17 protein-coding genes and 1 pseudogene are annotated in these 16,213 nt (G+C 40.4%); 6 read left to right on the forward strand and 12 right to left on the reverse strand.

What is annotated here, in order from left to right:
- Positions 1 to 78: 78 nt before the first annotated feature.
- Entirely contained in the window at positions 79 to 390 is a 312-nt protein-coding gene (locus CVS86_RS07235) for a hypothetical protein (RefSeq protein ID WP_103629938.1), read from the forward strand.
- A 371-nt stretch (positions 391 to 761) separates the two neighbouring features.
- Here the strand turns inward: CVS86_RS07235 and recG are convergent, their stop codons facing one another.
- The 3 genes from recG to CVS86_RS07250 are packed head-to-tail and all read right to left on the reverse strand — an operon-like array spanning position 762 to position 4,848.
- Positions 762 to 2,582 (reverse strand): ATP-dependent DNA helicase RecG, encoded by a 1,821-nt coding sequence (gene recG, locus CVS86_RS07240; protein ID WP_107791444.1) that lies wholly within the window; start codon positions 2,580 to 2,582, stop codon positions 762 to 764.
- Positions 2,572 to 3,801, reverse strand: a complete 1,230-nt coding sequence (locus tag CVS86_RS07245; protein WP_107791445.1) for a M16 family metallopeptidase — start codon at positions 3,799 to 3,801, stop codon at positions 2,572 to 2,574. The genes recG and CVS86_RS07245 overlap by 11 nt, the downstream gene beginning before the upstream one ends.
- The gene (locus tag CVS86_RS07250) at positions 3,802 to 4,848 is read right to left on the reverse strand and encodes a dehypoxanthine futalosine cyclase (protein ID WP_107791446.1); all 1,047 of its coding nucleotides are present in this window, start codon (positions 4,846 to 4,848) and stop codon (positions 3,802 to 3,804) included.
- A gap of 132 nt (positions 4,849 to 4,980) precedes the next feature.
- Here CVS86_RS07250 and CVS86_RS07255 point away from each other — a divergent pair, with 132 nt between their 5' ends.
- On the forward strand, positions 4,981 to 5,193 hold the full coding sequence (locus tag CVS86_RS07255; RefSeq protein ID WP_103585611.1) for a hypothetical protein: 213 nt from the start codon (positions 4,981 to 4,983) through the stop codon (positions 5,191 to 5,193).
- A gap of 20 nt (positions 5,194 to 5,213) precedes the next feature.
- Here the strand turns inward: CVS86_RS07255 and CVS86_RS07260 are convergent, their stop codons facing one another.
- A complete protein-coding gene (locus CVS86_RS07260) occupies positions 5,214 to 5,606 on the reverse strand; it encodes an NfeD family protein (protein WP_107791447.1) in 393 nt (130 codons plus the stop codon).
- On the reverse strand, positions 5,603 to 6,517 hold the full coding sequence (locus CVS86_RS07265) for an SPFH domain-containing protein (protein ID WP_021089647.1): 915 nt from the start codon (positions 6,515 to 6,517) through the stop codon (positions 5,603 to 5,605). The genes CVS86_RS07260 and CVS86_RS07265 overlap by 4 nt, the downstream gene beginning before the upstream one ends.
- Before the next feature lie 80 nt (positions 6,518 to 6,597).
- Here CVS86_RS07265 and CVS86_RS07270 point away from each other — a divergent pair, with 80 nt between their 5' ends.
- The 3 genes from CVS86_RS07270 to CVS86_RS07280 are packed head-to-tail and all read left to right on the forward strand — an operon-like array spanning position 6,598 to position 9,478.
- Positions 6,598 to 7,026, forward strand: coding sequence for a copper resistance protein NlpE (locus tag CVS86_RS07270; RefSeq protein ID WP_087582655.1), 429 nt, complete (start codon positions 6,598 to 6,600; stop codon positions 7,024 to 7,026).
- A gap of 48 nt (positions 7,027 to 7,074) precedes the next feature.
- Entirely contained in the window at positions 7,075 to 8,280 is a 1,206-nt protein-coding gene (locus CVS86_RS07275) for a copper resistance protein NlpE (protein WP_107791448.1), read from the forward strand.
- Position 8,281: 1 nt separating this feature from the next.
- Complete coding sequence (locus tag CVS86_RS07280) at positions 8,282 to 9,478, forward strand: MFS transporter (RefSeq protein WP_107791449.1); 1,197 nt, start codon at positions 8,282 to 8,284, stop codon at positions 9,476 to 9,478.
- A 40-nt stretch (positions 9,479 to 9,518) separates the two neighbouring features.
- Here the strand turns inward: CVS86_RS07280 and CVS86_RS10270 are convergent, their stop codons facing one another.
- The 3 genes and pseudogenes from CVS86_RS10270 to argH all read right to left on the reverse strand — a co-directional run bounded on the left by CVS86_RS10270 (position 9,519) and on the right by argH (position 12,048).
- Positions 9,519 to 9,827 (reverse strand): CZB domain-containing protein, encoded by a 309-nt coding sequence (locus tag CVS86_RS10270; protein WP_411160897.1) that lies wholly within the window; start codon positions 9,825 to 9,827, stop codon positions 9,519 to 9,521.
- A 57-nt stretch (positions 9,828 to 9,884) separates the two neighbouring features.
- Positions 9,885 to 10,190: pseudogene (locus CVS86_RS10275) on the reverse strand (methyl-accepting chemotaxis protein); the annotation flags it as partial.
- 457 nt (positions 10,191 to 10,647) lie between these two features.
- A complete protein-coding gene (gene argH / locus CVS86_RS07290) occupies positions 10,648 to 12,048 on the reverse strand; it encodes an argininosuccinate lyase (protein ID WP_107791451.1) in 1,401 nt (466 codons plus the stop codon).
- Between the two features lie 269 nt (positions 12,049 to 12,317).
- On the opposite strand from argH, the gene CVS86_RS07295 reads away from it, so the two are divergent.
- On the forward strand, positions 12,318 to 12,707 hold the full coding sequence (locus tag CVS86_RS07295; RefSeq protein WP_107791452.1) for a hypothetical protein: 390 nt from the start codon (positions 12,318 to 12,320) through the stop codon (positions 12,705 to 12,707).
- A gap of 2 nt (positions 12,708 to 12,709) precedes the next feature.
- Here the strand turns inward: CVS86_RS07295 and CVS86_RS07300 are convergent, their stop codons facing one another.
- Genes CVS86_RS07300 through CVS86_RS07315 form a run of 4 tightly spaced genes read right to left on the reverse strand, consistent with a single transcriptional unit; the run spans position 12,710 to position 16,185 of the window.
- The gene (locus tag CVS86_RS07300) at positions 12,710 to 13,249 is read right to left on the reverse strand and encodes an oxidoreductase (RefSeq protein WP_107791453.1); all 540 of its coding nucleotides are present in this window, start codon (positions 13,247 to 13,249) and stop codon (positions 12,710 to 12,712) included.
- Positions 13,250 to 13,251: 2 nt separating this feature from the next.
- On the reverse strand, positions 13,252 to 15,429 hold the full coding sequence (locus tag CVS86_RS07305) for a heavy metal translocating P-type ATPase (RefSeq protein WP_107791454.1): 2,178 nt from the start codon (positions 15,427 to 15,429) through the stop codon (positions 13,252 to 13,254).
- Position 15,430: 1 nt separating this feature from the next.
- Positions 15,431 to 15,634, reverse strand: coding sequence for a heavy-metal-associated domain-containing protein (locus CVS86_RS07310; protein ID WP_009294304.1), 204 nt, complete (start codon positions 15,632 to 15,634; stop codon positions 15,431 to 15,433).
- Positions 15,631 to 16,185, reverse strand: coding sequence for a GNAT family N-acetyltransferase (locus tag CVS86_RS07315; RefSeq protein ID WP_107791455.1), 555 nt, complete (start codon positions 16,183 to 16,185; stop codon positions 15,631 to 15,633). The genes CVS86_RS07310 and CVS86_RS07315 overlap by 4 nt, the downstream gene beginning before the upstream one ends.
- Between the last annotated feature and the right edge of the window lie 28 nt (positions 16,186 to 16,213).

Consider the following 16,213-nt stretch of genomic DNA (forward strand, 5'->3'; position numbering starts at 1 on the left):
GTCGTTTTATCTAAAAATTTCTACTTAAATTTACTAACCATAAATGCTAAAATGCAAAATAAATTTAAAGGAAAAACAATGGCTTACCCACTACTAGGCACAAAGATCGTGATCGATGAAGAAAAGGTTTTAAGAGAGAAAAAGTATAAGCTAGATGTGATCTATGAGTATTTAGACAAACTTGCCAAGCAGTGCGACTTGATCAAAATTGATAAAAATACCTTTCACGCAAAAGGCAATGAAAATGACTTAGCAAATTTGGGTCTGTTTGTCTATAAACACGCCATTAAAAACGAGTGGATAACTAAAAATGTCAAAGAGTGGGTTTGGATTAGCCAAAAAGAGGGCAACAGCGATATAATTGGTGATGATATGGGAGTTTGGAAGTGAGCGATAAAAAAGAGAAAATTTATCCCGCCGTATCAAATTTCATATAAATTTTAAAAAGAGCCTGCGAAAGGTTAAATTTGCTAGGCAAGGTAAATTTAGGTATAGCGCAAAAACAAAGACATTTTTAAAACCCTGAGCCATTTTGCCACAGAGAGCCTAGACTTGGTTTGTTAGTAACTTTTTTTTAACAACAATATTGAAAAAAACAAGATCGATTGCGATAAAGCTAAATTAACCACGTAATAGTTGCCATTTTCTATCAAATTTAAAACTAGCCGTAAAAATTTGCGTCCTCATCTTAAATTTGACGCAAATTTATATCCTCTTAGCCAAAAGCAATCATCTACCTAAATTTAACACAACCCACAAGATCAAATTTGAGCTTTATTTTTAAGCTCGGCCACCCTAGCCTTTGCAACCTGCGTGATATCATCCTCGTAGTCGTAGAAGTTAAAGGTCGCTCCGTGTTGGAAAAAGCCATTTAGTATATCGCCGCTTTGGCGGTTTTTCAGATCAAGCTCGGCCACCTTAAAGCCGTCATTTGTCGCGCAAAATTCCTTTAGTCTAGCTGGCGCCTCTTTTAGCTTGGTAAATAAAAAGCAGTATCCATCGCCGCCGTTTCGCCCCACCCTGCCTCGCAGCTGATGAAGCGTGGCAAGACCGAGCCTCTCAGCACCCACGATCACTATCGTATTTAGCCTTGGTAGCGAGATGCCGACCTCAACAACGGTGGTTGAGAGCAAAATTTCGCCCTCTTCTCTAAATCGCCTTAAAATTTCCTCTTTCTCTTTATCCTTGCCGTGCGTGACGAAGACATTTTTGAAATTCTTTAGCCAAAAGCCCTGCGCCTCGCTTAGACTTTGGTAGTTTGAACTCTCGCTACTCTCGACTAGCGGATAGATGATGGCCACTTGAAAGCCGCCCGCAAGCTGCTTTTTGATGTGAGCGAGCAAAAAGCCAAACTCGCTAGCGCCTAAAATTTGGCTCATTATATTTTTCTTAAACGGCATCTGCTTTAAAAAGCTAAAATTTACGATCTCAGACTGAATAAGACTAAGTGTCCTAGGTATTGGCGTAGCTGAAAACTGCACGAAATTTGCTCGCTCGTCCTCGCTTGAGGCAAGCTCTTCTATCTTTTTGCGCTGATTTGAGCCAAAGCGGTGCTGCTCATCGACCATAACAAGCGGCGAGTTTGGCAGCTCGTGAAATAGAAGCGCATGCGTGCCAACGATCAAATTTGCCCCGCTAAAGTCTATCTTTTTCTCCCCACTTCGCACCAACATCACATTCATAAAAGGCGGTAGTAGCCTCTTTGCTTCATTATAAATTTGCTCGCTTAAGATGCTTGTTGGCGCCATCAAAATGGCACTTTGCGGATAGACGCTAAGCGCAGCCGCTAGGATCACAAGCGTTTTGCCACTTCCCACGTCGCCCATTATGACGCGCCTTTTTGCCTGCACAGCGCTAAGGTCGTCTCTGATGTCATTTATCGCGTTTAGCTGATCATTTGTCGGCGTAAATGGCAAGCTCTTAAGCCAAGAGTTTATGTCAAAAAGCTTGATTTTTGGACTTTTAAAGTAGGTTTTTTTAGCACTTAGCTTTTTTATGTAGTTAAAAATTTCTACAAATTTTAAGATTTCCACGCCCTCGCCCTCGTTTTTTAGGCGGTATAAAATTTGTACGCTTTGCTCGTCTAGCCGCTGCAAATCAGCTAGAAATTTAGCCTCTTTTTCATTTAAGCCCTCGGCTAGTAAATTTTGTAAATTTAGATATTTTAAGATGAGTTTTTTTAGCTCTTCGTCTTTTAGCTCGGTCTTAAATTTAGGCACGATCTGGCCTATTTTTGTGGTAATTTTTGGATTTACGATCTGCCACGAGCCAAAGGCGTAGGAGCAAAGCCCATATATTGCCATCTCTTTGCTAACCTTAAAAGCGCCGTAGTGCCAAGACTTTGCGTTAAAAATGACGATCTTTACACTACTTTGCCACTGCTCGCAAAAGGCAAGTGCTGTCAGCATGCCAGGGCGTGAGGCGAGCGAAGTGATCTTTACATTTATGCAGACCTGCCCTTCTCTTGGGCTCTTGGCGATCGTCGTATCCTCAAAGCCCTTTGGTAGCACAAGAGCAAGGTCAAGCAGGCTAAGCACGCCTATTTTTAGAAGTTTTGCTCTGTCGCTTGCTTCAAATTTCATTTTTTAAAACGCAAAAGCTTAGCTCATTTATCTCTGCGTGGGCTTTTATGAAGCTATTTAGTTCGCTTAGCGAAAGGGCTGAAATTTTATCCAGATCCTTTAAAAATGCCCCAAGCTCGCCATGTTCGTAAAACTCGCCTTGCGCGATGTCAAGGCGCTTAAAAAGCGTCTCAAGCCTAAGCGGCAACGAACCAAGTAAAAATTTCTTCGCCTGCTCAAGCTCGGCCTTGCTAACGCCTTTTTTGCTAAATTTTAAAATTTCCTCTTTTATAACGGCGATCGCCTCATCTTTTTTCTCATTTTTTGTCTGCATGTAGCCGTAAAGCTGGCTGTAAGAGAGATTTAGCAAATTTCTAGCGTATGCGCTATAAGCAAGCCCTCTTTTCACGCGTATCTCCTCCATGAGCCTCGAGCCAAAGCCACCCTCGCCCAAGACAAATGTCGCCACTGCGGCCTTGTATTTTTCTTCGGGCTTTACATCAAATGGCGAGCCAAAGTAGATGTATGCCTGCTCGCTTTGCCTGATGATCTCGCTGCTTTCGCACTTGTCACTTGGACTAAAGCGCTCTAGTTTTCGCACCTTGCCAGGTTTTAGGATCTCTAAAACGCTAGCAAGCTCTTTTGTCTGCTTCTCGTCGATGTCGCCACCAAGCACGCAAAGCAAATTTGAAAGGTCTAAATGCTCATTTAAAAATTTGCTTACATCTTCAAGCGTGATCGCTTTTATGCTCTTTTTAGTGCCGATACTAGGCTCTGAAAGCACACTTTTTGGATATAAAAGCTCAAAAAGCCCCTGCCTTGCCACGTAGTCAAAGTCGTTTTCATTTGCTGCGATCTCGCCAAGTGTGACGGTTTTGCACCTATTTAGAATTTCTTCTGTTAAATTTGGAGCGCTTATAAGCTCCTTTAGCTTGCCACACGCAAAGGCAAAGTGCTCTTTTAAGCAGTTTATATCTATGCAAAATGTCTCAAAGCCGCAGCTTGCATTTAGGCTGATCGCCCGCACTTCAAGCTCTTTGGCAAATTTAGCCGAGCCTAGCTTCATATCGCCCTCGTTTAGTAAATTTGCGCTTAGTCTTGCAAGGCCTGCAAGCTTGCCATTTTGTGAGCTGCCAGCTGCTTTGAAAACTAACTTTAGGCTCACTACTGGCATCGCTTTTGAGCTTTCAAAAACGACTGGGATTTTTACATTTTTTACATTGATATCTAAAATTTTCATCTAAAATTTCTCCAAAATATCGTAGTTTGTGTTGCGCTTAGCTGGAATTTCTCCGACATCTTTTATAAGCTCGATCATCTGGTCTTGATTCATCCTAAAGCTAGCCCCTGCTGCCTTTACGACGTTTTCTTCCATCATCGTGCTACCAAGATCGTTTGCACCAAAAAGAAGCGCTAGCTGGCCTACGTAGCTGCCCTGCGTGACCCAGCTGCTTTGGATATTTTTAAAGTTATCCAAAAAGAGCCTTGAGACTGCAAGAAGCCTTAGATAGACGTTTGAGCTTTGCTTTTTGATCTCTGGAAATTCTTGCATGAGCTTTGTATTTAGCCCTTGAAAGCTCCAAAGTATAAATGCCCTAAATCCAGCCGTTTCATCTTGTAAATTTCTGATATGCTCCCAGTGCTCCACGATCTCGCGAGTGCTCTCAACCGTGCCAAACATCATCGTAGCAGTCGTTTTTATACCAAGCTCGTGCGCCTCTTTGTGTATGCGAAGCCAGTCTGCGGTGTCACACTTTTTAGGGGCGATGATGTCACGCACTCTGTCGCTTAAAATCTCCGCTCCAGCTCCCGGCATCGAGTATAAGCCCTTTTGGTTTAGACGCCTTAAGACCTCTTTTGTAGAAATTTTTGAAACTCTTGCTATGTAGTCGATCTCAACGGCTGAGAAGCCATGTATCGTGATGCTTGGATAGTGCTTGCTGATGTAGCCCACAAGCTCCTCGTACCACTCGATCTTTAGCTTTGGATGAACACCACCTTGAAATAAAATTTGAGTGCCGCCGATGGCGATTAGCTCCTCGATCTTCTTGCCGATCTCCTCAAAACTTAGCACATAAGCGTCTTCTTCTTTTGCGTGGCGGTAAAATGCACAGAATTTACAATCCACCCAGCAGACATTTGTATAGTTGATGTTGCGATCTACGATGAAGGTTGTTATACCCTCTGGATGAAGCTCTTTTTTTCTAGCTAACGCCATCTTGCCAAGCTCGTAAAGCGGTGCATTTTCTATAAGATCGATGGCTTCATTTACACTAAGTCTTTTCAAATTTAACCTTTTATTTTGCTTATTTTTGGGCGAGAGTTTAGCCAAAAATGCTTTTAAATATGATAAATCAGGCGTTATGAAAAATTAATTTTTAAAGGCTAAAATGTGAGAAATTCTTTAAAGGAGAGAGTTATGAAAAAGGTTATATTTGCCGTTATCTGCGGATTATTTTTAGTTGGTTGTGCTAAAAACGAGCCAAAGCCAGCCAAGCCACAAGGTGCAAGCTGCGGATGTGCTCATCATCAAAAAATGATGCAAGAAAATATGCCAAGCTGCCCTCATCACGGCATGCAAGGGGCGATGCATGGGCAAATGCCAGCAGGCTGCCCAGCCCACGCAAAATAGATAAAGTGCCAATTGGCACTTTATTTTAATATAACTTTGTCGCCTTTAGTGCCTAAAACCTGCACTTTTTCGCCATTTTTTAGCGCTCCGTCATACTTCCAAAGAGTGCCTTTAAAATAGACCATATTTTCTCTGATCTCGCCAACGCCAGCTTCGTCTAAAAATTCCTCATTAAAGCTCTCTTTTTTAGCCATAAATTTACTCTTTAACGGCGCCTTTAAGAGCGCAAGCAAAATAATGGCAAGTGCTGCAACACCTAAAATTTGATATGGCCACTCAAAATTAAAGCCAAAATTTACCGCCCCAACGATGATAAAAGCGACGCCAAAAAATAGCAGATAAAATGAAAATAGCATAAGCTCAGCCACGCACAAGAGCGCGCCTATGGCTAACATTATATAAGGGCTGATCACGCCTTATCCTTAGCTAAGAAATTCTTTAAAACGCTAAGCGAGCCGATGAGCTCAGCCGCCTCATAAGGGACTAAAATTTTATCTTTTGAGCTATTTTTAGCTAGCTCGCTAAATGCCCCGACCCTGTCACGAGCGAGCAGAAATTCAGCCGCATTTGCGTTTTTGCTCATGCTATCGTTTATCATATCCATAGCCTCTTTTTGAGCCGTTGCGATGGCGATTTGCTCATATTTTTTCGCATCAGCCATACGCTCTATCGCCTCTGCTTGAAGCACTTTTTCTTGTTTTAGCGCCTCTGCGTTTCGGATGAGTGCCTCTTTTTCAGCCAAGGCTTTTAGCTCGATCGCACGTTTTTCACGCTCAGCCTTCATCTGCATATTCATCGCCTCTTCGATGCCAAGCGGGACAGAAATTTCAGAAATTTCCACACGCATGATCTTTACGCCCCAGTTGCCAGCAGCGTCGCCAAGAGCCACTTGAAGTGCGGCATTTAGGCGGTCACGTGAGCTTAGTGTATCATCAAGGTTCATCGCTCCTATCTCGCCACGAAGCGTAGTCATGGCTAAATTTGCAATGGCACGTTTGTAGTTATCTACGTTATAAACCGCCATTTTTGCGTCAAATACCTTTAAAAAGACGATGCCATCGACGCTAATATTAACGTTATCTTTTGTGATGACTTGCTGTTTTGTGATATCAACAAGCTGCTCTTTTATAGTTATGATCGCCCTTATCTGATCGACAAATGGGATGATGATGTGAAATCCCCCGTCAAGCACCTTGTGAAATTTACCAAGTCGCTCGATCAGCAAGTTATCTGCTTGCGATACGATCTTGATGCCAGCTTTTAAAAACAAAAATGCAAAAATGACTAAAACAACGACCAAAACGCCAAATGTCTCAACTTGCATCTTCTCTCCTTTAATTTATAATTTGTTATTTTCTTAAGTATTATAATACATTTTAAATTTTATTTTCAAAAAGGATCAGCATGAAAAATTTTATCTTTGCACTAAGTGCGGCTCTACTTTTAGCAGGTTGCGCTACGTCAAACCAAAGCGCGAGCGTCCCACAAGGCAAATGTGAAGTAAAAGGTAGCTGCATGGCTCCAGTAAGCAGCATCGAAGGCACTTACAAGGCGTTTTTACCTTGCGCTAGCTGCATGGGCATAGACTCAACACTTACACTAAAAAAAGACGGCACATTTGAAAGTGTGATGAACTACAAGTCAAAAGACAACTACAAAGCCGTTAGCAAGGGCAAATACTCAGTAAAAAACGGCGTTATCACAACCGTTGATGAGTATAAAGAGAAGAGCTTTTATAAGATCGAGGGAGAGAGCCTAAAGATGCTTGACATGGATCAAAAAGAGGTCACTGGCGAGCTAAAAGATAAATACATCTTTAAACGCGTAAAATAAATTTTAAAGGCAAAATGATATAATTTTGCAATTTTTAAGGAGTTGCAAATGAAATATCTTTTTGCCATACTTATCTCATTTTTCATCATCGGCTGCGCGAAAAATGAAAATTTAAAGCCACAAAATCAAGAGCAAACACAAAAATCAAAAGAAGAAAAGCCCCTAGTTAGAGACGAAAAACCCAAAAAACCAGAAAAACTAATACTTTCAAACTCTATCTACACGAGCTACTATACGACCTTGCCATGCTCAAACTGCGAGGGCGTAAAGACCATCCTAACTCTAAATAAAGACAAAACCTATACAAAAACTATGCTTACGATGGATAAGGCTGCTACTTTGGTAGAAAAAGGTGGCACATTTGATGTCGATGAGAGCGCTATCGTGCTAAAAGATGAAAGCGGCGCACTTAGCTACTTTGTGCCAAACAAAAACTCACTTCTTCAGCTTGATGATAAGAAAAATAAGCGAGTTGGCGTGCTAGCTCAAATTTATAATTACGAGCCGGTAAATAAGGCATATAAAGAGAGTTTTTTTGCTAGATTTTCTAAATTTAAAGACAAAAATGGCTTTTTAGAGCTTGTGCTCGTGCCTAGCAAAAATGGCGCAAAGATAAGCTTTTACTCATCGCTAAAAGATGGCTCACCACTTTGTAAATTTAACTCAGAGCTGCTTTATGACAAGGGCATTTTTTACCTTTTGGATGAAAAAGGCGTGGCTTTAAGCGTGCATAAAACCGCTAACGACATCTTCATAATCGCAAATGATAAAATTTGCAAAAATGCTCACATAAGCGGACACTACAAGAGAGAAAAAGGCAGATCTAGCCTCTTTGGCAAGGGCTTTTTTGCAAAACTTACAAACGAGTCAGCAAATGCTGATGTGATGAAATTTTATGGCGCAAAAAATATAAAAAGGGACAATACTAAAAAAGAAAATAGCTACATCGTCACAAATAAAAATGAGAGAATTTTTGAATACACCTTGCTAAATGGCATCATCACAAGCATTGAAATTTACTCAAACGAGTTTAAAACTCCTGAAAATATCAGCCTAAAATCAAATTTCAAAGATATAAAAAACGCCCTTGTCATCTCTAAATTTCAAAGCGACGCAAACAATATCTATCTAAAAATAGATAGCCACGACATGCTCATAAAGCTTAAAAATCCGCTCGCACAAGAGATAACAAGCTTAAGCCAGATCCCAGACGAGGCGCAGATAGAGCAGATAACTCTGATGTGGAACCAGTAGCTTGAAAGAGTATCTTAAGCTTTTAAAGGACGAGAGAAATTTCCGCCTTTTAAGCACCGTCCAGCTCATGTGCTACTTTGGTGTGTGGTTCTCGCACACTGGCATCTTTACGCTACTTATCTCGCTTGATGCTCCTGTTTGGGCGCTTACACTAAGTGCGGCGATGGCGTTTATCCCAGGTGTTGTCATCGCTCCATTTAGTGGCATTTTGGTTGATAAATTTAGCCCAAAACCTATGCTTGTGATCATGATGGCGGTTGAGACCATAAGCGTTTTTATGCTGCTTTTTATAAATTCGCTTGATTATTTATGGCTACTTTTGCTTATCATTTTTATCAGAAACGGTGTTGGCGGGATGTATTTTCAAGTAGAGATGAGCGTGCTGCCAAAAATTTTAAGCAAAGAGAGCCTAAAGCTTGCAAACGAGATCCACTCGATCATCTGGGCGGTCTCATACACCGCTGGCATGGGGCTTGCAGGCGTTTATATACACTTTTTTGGCATCAAAAGCGCCTTTTTACTCGACGGAGCTCTTTATCTTTGCAGTTTTGGCTTTTTATATCTTTTAAAGCTAGACGAGCTAAAGCCAGAATTTATAGAAAAGCCTCTAAAAATGCTCAAAAATGGGCTTAAATATCTAAAAGAAAATAGGCTCATCGTGCATCTTATATTTTTGCATGCCTTTGTTGGCATTACCGCTTATGACGCATTGATCGCGCTTCTAGCCGATTATAAATACGCAAATTTGCTCTCAACTTCGCTGGTTATTGGCCTACTAAACGCCTCAAGGTCGATCTCGCTTATGTTTGCACCGGCCATACTTAGTAAATTTATGAATAAAAAAACTCTCATCTACATCTATATCGGTCAAGGGCTTGGCATCATCATCTGGGCGCTATCTTTGCGAAATTTTTATCTCTCACTCATTGGCATCATCTTTGCTGGCTTTTGCACGTCAAGCCTTTGGAGCTACACCTACACACTGCTTCAGCAAAACTGTCAAAAAGAGTTTTACGGCAGAGTGATCGCGTATAATGATATGGTTTTTCTTGGATTTAGTGCGCTTATCTCATTTGCGATCGGCTTTTTATACGAGCTTGGACTAAGCGTGGAGATGATCGCAGCATTCATGGGAAGCCTCTTTTTCATTGGAGCCTTTTACTACCACGTAGTTTCAAAAAAGTATGAGATAAGGTAGTTGCGTCTAAATGGCTAGAAATCCAGCCATTTATATTTGCTTACTTTCTAGCAGCTTTTACCGCTTCAAGTAGCTCTTCAAAGCCTGCTTTACTTGAGTGCTCGACGTCTTTTAGTATCTCGACACCTGCTAAATGCCCTTTATCTTTGTCAGCAAAAATAGCCATAGCCTTATCTAGTCCGTGATGGACATTTTCGTGGTGTGCAGCTATGCTTGAGAGGGTTCTTGGATCTTTGATGATGGTATTTTTCACATCCTTTTCATACCACTTGCCAAATCTACACTCATGCACACTTTGAATTTTATTTATATCGCCAAGCAAGACGCCTCGGTAGCCATTTAGCTTCATGTTGATGTGATCTATCTTGCCGTTGCTTACATTGACCTCGTTTGTTACGTTTAGGGCTTGATTTAGGATGTTTTGCGTGTTGGCATTTACGCTTGAGATGTTGCCCTCAAAACCGCCTAAAATTTGCATCGCATTTGCTGAAATTTTAGAAAAACTCTCGCTCATTTCGATCATCGTATTTGCACTTTGCTTAAGGCCATTTATATTTACTTCAACCTCAAGTGTAGCCTTTTGCGTGCGCTCAGCAAGCTTTCTAACCTCATCTGCAACGACTGCAAAGCCGCGTCCATGTTCGCCCGCACGAGCCGCCTCGATAGCAGCATTTAGCGCTAGCAAATTTGTCTGATCTGAGATGTCTTTTATGAGATTTATGATCTCAACGATAGAATTTACGCTTCCATCAAGCGAAGAGGCATCGTTTGAGAGATCGCCACTCATCTGGCTTACTTGCTCGATCGAGCTTAAAATTTCAGCCGTTTGAGACTTGAGCTCGCCTGTTTCTTTGAAGGTTTTTTCATTTAAATGGTTTATATTTTCAAGCATTTTTAGGTTTTCTTCGATGGTTGATTGTAAGAAATTCATACCATCTTGATAGCTAGTAAGCAGCAAATTTACAGCCTCTTGCTTATCCTTAGCTTGCTCTTTTGGCTCGCAAGTTTTGGCATTTTTTAACTCATTTTTAAGTGCTAAAATCTCAGCCTTTAAAGCTTCATTTTCTCTTTCTAAAGCTTCATTTTTACTACCAAGCTCTTTACTTTTGCTGTCAAAAAACATTTTTCATCCTTTAAAATTTGTAAATTTTGCGTAATTATAACTCTTTTTACTTAAGCCAGTCGTCTAAAATTTGAATTTGCTCTTCAACACTTTTATTTGCCGTGCCACCTTTTGAAGTACGGGCCTCTTTTGAAGCGTGCAGATCTAGAAATTTGATGGCATTTTCATCTAAATTTTCATCGACACTTTTTAACTGCTCTTTGTTTAGCTCGCTTAGATCAAGCCCCAAGCTTTCGGCCTTTGCGACAGCCTTGCCGGTGATAAAGTGCGCCGTTCTAAATGGGATATTTTTCTCACGCACTAGATAGTCCGCTAGATCAGTAGCACTTAGATGCCCTGTTTTTGTCGCTTTTAACATATTTTTTTCATTAAATTTAGCCGTTTTTATCATCTCATTTAGGATACTAGCTGAGCTTAAAATGGTCGAAACACTATCAAAAACGCCCTCTTTATCTTCTTGCATATCTTTGTTGTAAGCAAGTGTCAGGCCCTTCATCGTAGTTAGTAGCGCTACTAAATTTCCATTTACACGCCCAGTTTTGCCGCGTATGAGCTCAGCAACGTCTGGATTTTTCTTTTGAGGCATGATGGAGCTGCCTGTGCTATAAGCGTCACTAATGCTTACAAAGCCAAATTCCTGCGAGCTCCAGAGTATAAGCTCCTCACAAAGCCTAGAAGCGTGCGTCATAAAAACGCTAATGTTAAATAAAATTTCAAGCGCAAAGTCGCGGTCACTCACGCTATCCATCGCATTTTGCGTGCAACCTGCAAAGCCAAGCTCGCTTGCAACGATGCTTCTATCTATCTTATGAGGCGTGCCTGCAAGGGCTGCTGAGCCAAGCGGACTTAGGTTGTTTCGCTCATACGAGCTGACAAATCGCTCAAAATCCCTCTTAAACATAAAAGCGTAGGCTAGTAAATGGTAGCTAAGGCTTACTGGCTGGGCATGCTGAAGGTGCGTGTAGCCTGGCATTAACGTATCTTTGTGGTTTTTGGCTAAATTTACAAGCGTGGCGATGAGCTCTTTAATGAGAGATGAAATTTCTAAATTTTTCTTCAAAACGTAAAATTTAAAATCAAGCGCAACTTGGTCATTTCTGCTTCTAGCTGTGTGAAGTCTGCCGCCAAGCTCAGCTCCGATGATCTCGCTAAGGCGCTTTTCAACCGCCATGTGGATATCCTCATCCTCTATCTTAAAAGCAAATTTACCAGCTCTTATCTCAGCCAAAACCTCATCAAGCCCCTTTATGATCGCCTCTGACTCGTCTTTTTTTAAAATTCCGCAAATTCCTAGCATTTTAGCGTGCGCCTTACTGCCAGCGATATCCTCTTCAAAAAGATTTTTATCAAAATTTATAGAAGCGTTAAATTCCTCAAGCAACTTCGAGCTAGCCTCGCTAAATCTGCCCTCCCACATCTTTTTATGTGCGTTTTCATCTTTTTTCATAGCTTTGCCTTTGATTAATTTTGCGTGATTTTAACAAAATGGTGCTTAACTAGGCTTTTACAAGCATTTTAAAAATAATTTTTTTGGTCAAAAAAGTGAAATGTAATATAAAAATTATGTTAGAGTAGTAAAAAAGTTATATATATAATTTACATTTAAGGTTATTAAAATATAATTCGCCCAGCAACTTTTTAAAAACTATTTCAAGTTTTTTGATTTATTGCCGATATAGTTTTAAATGAAGAAATAAACTAAAAAGGAAGGACGATATGCAAATAGATGCAAATATGAACTCAAATGTTTTCTATCATAGCGGCTACACATCTATATCATCAAGTAGCGCAAAAACCAGCATATTAGTATCTTCTGGCTATGGTACAAAAGATATCGTTAGAAGTAATGATGTGCATGTCGAACAAAGAGAAGAGGTTAGACAAAAACCTACAATTATTAGAAAAGAAGATGTCACAGAGTTACAAAAAAATTTAGAAAAATTACAAGATCAAAGAAGTGATATAGCTGATCAAATTTCAAGCATCCAACACCTGAAAGATCGTGATTCTATGCAGATGCTTCATCATCTAAATTTAGAACAATCAAGCATTCAGAATAACATTTTAAGTATTAAAACTCAGATGACAGAAATGGTACAGGCTTAAGACTAAGCCTTACCGATAATAGTTTTTAAAACCAAACAAAAATCCTCTAAAAAGTATCCCATTGACTTATAGAAGTTACTGCTAGCATTTTGTTCAAGCTCTTTTGCGAGTTGCTCGGCATAAGGCAAGAAAAAAGAGAGACTAAAAGCAGCAAGAAGCTGCATAGACTCTTTTGTCGCCTCTTTTTTTAAGATATTTGCTATCAAAATGAGCTGATTTGAGATGCTATCAACTTCACCCATTTTTGGCTCAAAATTTATAGCCTTGTAAAATTGTGCCAAATCATCTTTTGCGCTTGAAAAATAGTAGCTTGCTTCAAATTTTGTCTTCAAAATGACAAAATCATCACACAAGGCCGCACTACTCTCATCTTTGATAAATTTAGCGTAAAGCTCATTTCCTTTTACATTCGCATCGCTCTTTGTCTGCGTTATCCACGCATTTGTCTTTTTGATACGCATAAAAGATGAGACACCCAAGATGCCATTAAAATTTGTAGCAAGTGCAGCCGCTACGACGCTATAAAGCTCTCCAAGTCTCAAATTTAATCCTTAAGCTTCAAATATCTAAGTCTAAGCGCATTTAGCACGACAGTAACCGAGCTTAAGCACATCGCCATCGAGCCATAAACTGGACTTAGAAGTAGCCCAAATACCGGATAGAGCACGCCAGCAGCCACTGGTATGCAAATGGCGTTATACATAAATGCCCAAAACAAATTCTCTTTTATGTTAGCAATAGTCGCATTTGCAAGTTTTACAAGCCCGCTCACGCCACGCAAGTCATTTTTTACAAGCACGATATCGCCAGCGCCTTTAGCGATGTCTGATCCTGAGTTCATAGCGATGCCAACGCTTGCTTCTTTGAGCGATGGCGAGTCGTTTATGCCATCTCCCACAAAGATCACGCCACCTCGGCTCATTAGCTCTTTTACCTTGTTAAATTTATCCTCAGGTAGCATATTTGCGTAGTATTCGCTCACGTTTAGTTTGCTAGCGATATTTGCCACTACTTTTTTATCGTCGCCTGAGAGGATCACGCTTTGTAAATTTAGCCTTGTAAGCTCGTTTATAACGCTATTTGCTTCATTTTTTAGCTCATCGCTTAGCGTTAAAAAGCCGCTAAATTTTTGATTGACCGCGCAAAGTATGACGCCGCTTCCATCATTTGTGGCCTCTTTTATCGCTTCACTATCTGCTTCATTTAGCAAGATATCGTTTGCTGCGAGCAGCTTTTCGTTACCTATTATTATCTTGTTACTCTCGTCTTCATAGACGATGCCTTGACCAACTACGTTTTGAAATTTGCCATTTAGCTTTTGTAAATTTATGTAATTTTGTTTTGCGTATCTTACGATCGCTTTTGAGATCGGATGCTCGCTTAAATTTTCAGCAGATGCCACTAGCTCTAACTCTTTTTCGCTCAAATTTGAGCTTTTGACGCTGATTAGCCCCTTACTTAGCGTCCCTGTTTTATCAAATGCTACAAATTTAGCATCTTTTATCAGCTCTAAAACTTCTGGGTTTTTAACCAAAATTCCAGCTTTTGCGCCGCGTGCAAGGGAGCTTACTATTGCTATTGGAGTGGCAAGACCAAGCGCGCATGGGCATGAGATGATAAGCACGCAGATCGCGCTAGAGATCGCATAGGCGAAATTTCCACTAAAAATTATCCATATCAAAAATGTAAGAACTGAGATCGCCACGACGCTTGGCACAAAGATATTTGCTATCTTGTCAGCCAGCCGTCCGATAGGCATCTTTTTAGAGCTAGCGTCGCTTAGAAGGCTTAAAATTTGAGATAGTAAGCTCTCGTAAGAGCTCTTTGTTACCTTGATGCTTATGTAGCCATTTGTGTTTAGAGTGCCGGCAAATACGCTATCGCCTACCTCTTTATAAACTGGCAAGCTCTCTCCTGTAAGCATAGAAGCATCGATCTCGGCGCCACCTTGAACTATCACGCCATCGCTTGGGATGTTGTAGCCATTTTTTACGATGACGATGTCGCCTACTTTTAGCTCATTTACATTTACCTCTTTGCTCTGTCCATCTGGCATGACCAAAAAGGCGGTCTTTGGTGAAATTTTAAGTAGCGTCTTTAGGTAGTCGCCTGCCTTTGCCTTTGAGCGCTCTTCAAGGTACTTGCCAAGCAAAACAAAGGCTATGATCATCGCTGCGCCCGAGATATAGACATTTTTTAGATCATCTGGGATGAAATCTGAAAAGATCACAACAAAAAGCGAGTATAAAAACGCACTGCCACTTCCAAGCGCGACAAGCACGTTCATATCGTAGTTTTTGTTTTTGACAGCCTCTATGGCGTGAGCAAAGAAGTCTTTGCCGCTAAAAGCTAGCACCAAAAATGCTAAAACTAGCATCAGTAAATTTACTAGCATATTGTGAGGTGCGAACATCTCAAGCGCCATTATCACGATGCTTGCGATAAATGCAAATATAAATTTGTTTCTTATCGAGGTTATATGCTCGTCTCTTTTGGCTTCAAATTCATCGATATTTGTCGCCACAAAGTAGCCAAGCTTCTTTATCTTTTGCTCTAAAACTTCACGCACACTGGCGTCTTTTAGGACAAACTCACCGCTTGCGTTTGCAAAATTTACATTTGCTTCAAGCACGCCATCTATCTTTTTAGAAACCTTCTCAATAGCGTTTGAGCAATTTACGCAGCTCATTCCCGCTATATTTAGCTTGACTTTTAAAGGCATATCAAAGCTCCTTTATAACGTCAAATCCCAGATCAGCCATTTCTGATTTAAATTTCTCTACATCGCCATCTTTTATATCGACGCTTACTTGTCTTGGCTCTTTGCTAAGATCGACTTTTATCTCGCCAAAGTCATCCTCAAGTGCGTTTTTTATAGTGTTTGCGCAGTTTTGGCAATGCACATTATTTACCTCAAATGTTTTCATATTATCTCCTTTATCATGTGGTCGTATTCGTGTAAATTTATGATCTTTTTGGTGTTAAATTTAAAGCCAAGGCTCTCGTAAAATTTACGAACTTTTGGCTTATTTATATCAACTATCAGCGAGACCTTTTTATGTCCTAGCTCTTTTGCTCTTGCAAATGAGTGCAAGATGAGCTCTTTTGCAAGCCCTTGACCTCTAAATTTCTCATCTACAGCGATGCTATCTATATAAAACTCATCATCAAAGCACTCTTTTTCTATCTGGGCATCTTTGCCAAGAGCCTTTAAATGCTGTGAAATTTCTCTATCAAGCTGCCATGCGTCGCCGCCAAAGTAAGCACACATCGCAGCGATGATCACGTCGTCACGCTTATAGACATAGACATTTTTATAGCTAAGTCTGTTTGTCTCGCTTTTAAAAAATTTCTCTAAAATTTCGTCGCTTTTTACAGGATCGTCGTAGCCACTTAGCTTGTAGGCGATATCCTCCATCGCTAAATTTAGTAGTTTTATGCAGATTTTTGCATCTTGTTTTTGAGCATTTTTTATCATGGCATGATTATATGCCTTTAGCTTAAAT

The organism is Campylobacter concisus, assembly GCF_003048605.1.
GTDB lineage: Bacteria > Campylobacterota > Campylobacteria > Campylobacterales > Campylobacteraceae > Campylobacter_A > Campylobacter_A concisus_BM.

Excerpts from the sequence above, each read along its gene's own strand:
- CVS86_RS07235 (WP_103629938.1), top strand. The coding sequence starts at position 79 with ATGGCTTACCCACTACTAGGCACAAAGATCGTGATCGATGAAGAAAAG.
- recG (WP_107791444.1), bottom strand. The coding sequence starts at position 2,582 with ATGAAATTTGAAGCAAGCGACAGAGCAAAACTTCTAAAAATAGGCGTG.
- CVS86_RS07245 (WP_107791445.1), bottom strand. The coding sequence starts at position 3,801 with ATGAAAATTTTAGATATCAATGTAAAAAATGTAAAAATCCCAGTCGTT.
- CVS86_RS07255 (WP_103585611.1), top strand. The coding sequence starts at position 4,981 with ATGAAAAAGGTTATATTTGCCGTTATCTGCGGATTATTTTTAGTTGGT.
- CVS86_RS07265 (WP_021089647.1), bottom strand. The coding sequence starts at position 6,517 with ATGCAAGTTGAGACATTTGGCGTTTTGGTCGTTGTTTTAGTCATTTTT.
- CVS86_RS07270 (WP_087582655.1), top strand. The coding sequence starts at position 6,598 with ATGAAAAATTTTATCTTTGCACTAAGTGCGGCTCTACTTTTAGCAGGT.
- CVS86_RS07275 (WP_107791448.1), top strand. The coding sequence starts at position 7,075 with ATGAAATATCTTTTTGCCATACTTATCTCATTTTTCATCATCGGCTGC.
- CVS86_RS10270 (WP_411160897.1), bottom strand. The coding sequence starts at position 9,827 with ATGAAGCTAAATGGCTACCGAGGCGTCTTGCTTGGCGATATAAATAAA.
- argH (WP_107791451.1), bottom strand. The coding sequence starts at position 12,048 with ATGAAAAAAGATGAAAACGCACATAAAAAGATGTGGGAGGGCAGATTT.
- CVS86_RS07295 (WP_107791452.1), top strand. The coding sequence starts at position 12,318 with ATGCAAATAGATGCAAATATGAACTCAAATGTTTTCTATCATAGCGGC.
- CVS86_RS07305 (WP_107791454.1), bottom strand. The coding sequence starts at position 15,429 with ATGCCTTTAAAAGTCAAGCTAAATATAGCGGGAATGAGCTGCGTAAAT.
- CVS86_RS07310 (WP_009294304.1), bottom strand. The coding sequence starts at position 15,634 with ATGAAAACATTTGAGGTAAATAATGTGCATTGCCAAAACTGCGCAAAC.
- CVS86_RS07315 (WP_107791455.1), bottom strand. The coding sequence starts at position 16,185 with ATGATAAAAAATGCTCAAAAACAAGATGCAAAAATCTGCATAAAACTA.